The organism is Heliobacterium mobile (genome assembly GCF_009720735.1).
In the GTDB taxonomy this organism is placed as follows: domain Bacteria; phylum Bacillota; class Desulfitobacteriia; order Heliobacteriales; family Heliobacteriaceae; genus Heliobacterium; species Heliobacterium mobile.
Map to the genome: position 1 here is coordinate 1 of NZ_WNKU01000068.1, position 3805 is coordinate 3805.

The window sequence follows — 3805 nt, forward strand, 5'->3', positions numbered from 1 at the left end:
GTAGCTATGTCGGGAGCGGATAAGCGCTGAAAGCATCTAAGCGCGAAACCGACCCAAAGATGAGACTTCCCACTACGCAAGTAGGTAAGACCCCAGGAAGATGACCTGGTGGATCGGCCCGAGATGTACACACCGCGAGGTGTTCAGTCGACGGGTACGAATCGGTCGAGGACTTGACCTTATGCTTTACAAATCACTCTGTGTGGTTTTCAAGGAATAAGAAAGAGGTCTATTGCAACAAAAGGCGATAGACCTCTTATTTATTTTCTTTATGGATTTTGAGAAAACTGTACTTCGCGCAACAAATTTGGCCGTAATGGAATTGTTGGGATATTTTATAGAAACATTAACTCGGATCTCGAGGGTGCTTGGCTTTTGTGCTTTTTTCTAGTCACTAGTGCGGTTAATAGTAGGAAAGGTTACCTGTAGTTGAGCTGTTCTAATAAATTTTCAAAACTCGAGAGGTCTTTTACATAATCCCGGAGGTCTTTATCTAAAGCTTGTTGAATATCGGCCCTGTTATACCGGTATTCACTTGGAGTATCTGTCCCTTGCACTTTGAACGTAAGTTGATCGGCATTTCCAATAAGTGCAAAGATGGCTATGGCGTTATTATGAAATATGGGTTCAATTTGTGTCTTTTTCATAGCTGATTTACTGAAATCATATTGGACCGTTACTCCGTATGGTGACTGCTGCGTTTGTAACGAAACCTCTCGTCGTAAGTCAGCAAAGGGCAGATGACTTAGGAGATTTATTACCTTGCTGTTATCACCTACGTAGGCAGTTTTGTATTTCCATAAGGATTCTGCAGGGGAGGATGAACTTGGAGGAGCATCTTCACCAGACAGACCATATATCAGCAACCCAGCAAATAAACCCAAGAGAGCGAATAATCCGGTGATCAGTTTCATCTGGAGATTGTTCGAGAATAAGCCGGTCATTGTGGTTTCCTTCTCCTTTCCCCAAAGTAGATGGTTCTGGTTTAGCATATAATATTTGAGACCAAAGTTGCCCGTTTTGTTTTGCGTCAAAAAGTGGCTAAGCTAATCATATATCTATAGGTTAGGCAGATCTAGATAGTTATATGATTATCTTTGAATTGCAATATGCCAAATTGAAAAATCCATGGTCGTAATTATAGGCCATGGATTTTCTTTTTAGGGACTGCCTGCGAGTTAGTAGGCCAATAATGGGTTTAGAAGAAACCCAGAGGATTTTCACTATAACTGACGAGCAAGTTCTTCGTCTGTTGATAATGGCTTAACATCATCTTGTGGGTCTCCCGTCCGATGCCGGACTGTTTGTATCCGCCAAAAGCCGCATGAGCCGGATACATGTGATAACAGTTTACCCAGACACGACCCGCTTTGATGCCGCGTCCGATCCGGTAGGCGGTGTTCATATCGCGTATCCAGACGCCGGCACCTAAACCATAGAGGGTATCGTTAGCAATTTGCAGTGCTTCTGCCTGGTCTTTGAAAGTTGTCACCGAGACAACGGGACCGAAAATTTCTTCCTGGAAAATGCGCATCTTGTTGTGCCCGTGAAAAACGGATAAGCATGATGTCAATAGTAATCTGAATATTTTGGACTGAAAAATTTAATCGTTTATATCGTTAGATGAATACCACGATTAAGCTTATGTCGTGATATTCCGTCGTTATTCGTTGGATTAGTTTTTTACCGGTTTTTCAATGACTTTGGTTGTAAAGGGGTTGCCACTCTAGTCCAAGAAGCCCTTTTGCTGCATTACCAGCAAAAAGGCTTCTTGGTGGTATGATCGTTTTACTTACCCGTTAGGGCTTTTTTGAACAGGTCGATCGCTTCTTGGGGTACAAATACAGGTCGATCTTCTTTACCGCGAATCACGAGACCTGTTAGTGAAGTCTCTTTCCCGTTGATCTTGATAATGTCTTTGCTGAGAGGCAATTCAGCTTTTGCAGTTCCCTTTTCCACGACGACGACGGGATTGGCGGCATCGGTGTTATCGATTCGATAGGTGGCACCGAGTTGTTTGAACGCTGCTTCTGCGTTCACGTACAGCGTATTATTCAACTCTTGCAGGTTGATGCCCATCGCTTGCGCCATCGCTTTGGCCGTATCGGTGTTTTCGATAAGTCCGGAGAGTTTGTTTGGTCCGTAGCTATAGACGAGCACATCTTCTCCCGTATGGCCGTGGGTCGTCCAGCCTAGGTTTGCCCGGCTGCTGATGATCCGACCGAGTCCGTAGTCTCGATCGCCCTCTTTGGCCAGCCAACGCTTCGCTTCGGCTAGTTCCTCCGGCGTCACGTCCGTGATCCCCCAGTATGTTTGCAGTTGAGCCTTGATTTGTTCGTCAGAGGCATCTTTCGGTAGCTGCTGGGCGATGAAGTCTGCCGATTTGATTGCTTTCAATAAAGGTTGGACGACTTTGTCGATCGGCAGTTTGGAATAGGTGTCATCGGTCTCCTTGCTGCCGATGGTGATCCCACCGTTGCCGTGGTCGGTGGTCACGATCAAAAGGGTATTTCCATCTTGCTTGGCAAAGTCCAGGGCTGTTTTGACGGCTTGGTCAAAGGCATTGATGTCACTGATCAAGCCGACGGGGTCGTTGGAATGGGCCGACCAGTCGACTTCACTGCCTTCGACAAAAAGAAAGAAACCATCCTTGTCTTTTTTCAACGTGTCGATAGCTTGTTTGGTCATCTCTGCCAGACTCGGCTGTTTGGCAGGATCGCGATCGATATCACGGGTCATGGCGGTGTCGGCGAACATGCCCCAGATCTTGTTTCCAGAGGCGGCTGCCATCGAAGCCGGAGTATCCGCGTAGACATAGCCTCGAGATGTAAGGACGTCAAGCAGATTCTCTCCGTCTTTTCGGTTTGATAAATACCTGGAACCGGCACCAAAGACCACATCTATATCCTGGTATACCTGCTGCTCCGCAATCTCTTCATAATTGCTGCGTGCGTACCAGTGAGCGGATATGGCAGCTGGGGATGCATGCTGTACATTGGAAGTAGAGACGATACCGGTGGCTTTGCCCTTTAACTTAGCTCCTTCCAAGACGGTCACCAGGGGCTTATACTTATCGGCCTCATTGACAGGCGGCAGACCAGGCATTTTTACTTCATCAGGCATGACGCTGATAAATTTGTCGGCGCTTTTATAACCGGCAGAATAGGCGGTACCAGCTGGAGCGGAATCGGTAATGATGGAATTGGTACAGTAGGTGCGTTGCAAGGCAAGGTCAAAACTTGGGTCGTCAAGGGCCAACCGGTAATTAGGATCGTTTTTCTTGACGATATCGTACCAACGAGTCAATGTGGTTCCCCCGATCGAATTCCCGTCCGATAACATGAAAATCACGTTTTTTGCTTTTCCATTTGATGTAGTAGTTGACTTATCTGCGGCAAATGCGTTGGGGGCAGCAGTTGCAACGCTGCTGAGAAGAATGGCGGTGCTCATCACGGAAGCAATAATCCCTGTACGGATCGTAGCCAATTCAAAACCCTCCTAATGCGCTGTGATGAGACAATCGTAGCATGCCTATGTTAAAAGGGTTTTATGGTTCTGTAAACGTTCATGGCAAGAAAAATAGCCAGGCGAAATCGATTTCACCCGGCTTACCTTTACAATATTACATTACTCAAGTTTCGCACACAGAAATAGGCAAGTAAGCCTTGATATAGTTGGGTAAAGAGCCAATCCATTTCTGGAGTTGACTTTTAATCAAAGCGGCTAACTTCTTGTTGCAGTTTTTAACGACATCATCAATAATCGACCAAAGTTGTTGAAGAGCCACCGCCCATTCCAAATCATT

2 protein-coding genes, 1 rRNA gene and 1 pseudogene are annotated in these 3805 nt (G+C 46.1%); 1 reads left to right on the forward strand and 3 read right to left on the reverse strand.

Going from position 1 to position 3805, the window contains the following annotated elements; genetic code table 11:
• Positions 1 to 181 (forward strand): 23S ribosomal RNA (locus GJ688_RS19345); the annotation flags it as partial.
• Between the two features lie 238 nt (positions 182 to 419).
• Here GJ688_RS19345 and GJ688_RS19350 read toward each other — a convergent pair.
• From GJ688_RS19350 to GJ688_RS19360, 3 genes and pseudogenes are all read right to left on the reverse strand, one after another.
• Positions 420 to 944, reverse strand: a complete 525-nt coding sequence (locus GJ688_RS19350) for a DUF4825 domain-containing protein (RefSeq protein ID WP_170292171.1) — start codon at positions 942 to 944, stop codon at positions 420 to 422.
• 254 nt (positions 945 to 1198) lie between these two features.
• Positions 1199 to 1558 (reverse strand): annotated as a pseudogene (locus GJ688_RS19355) (aldehyde dehydrogenase family protein); the annotation flags it as partial.
• 230 nt (positions 1559 to 1788) lie between these two features.
• Complete coding sequence (locus GJ688_RS19360; protein WP_235911133.1) at positions 1789 to 3486, reverse strand: alkaline phosphatase; 1698 nt, start codon at positions 3484 to 3486, stop codon at positions 1789 to 1791.
• Between the last annotated feature and the right edge of the window lie 319 nt (positions 3487 to 3805).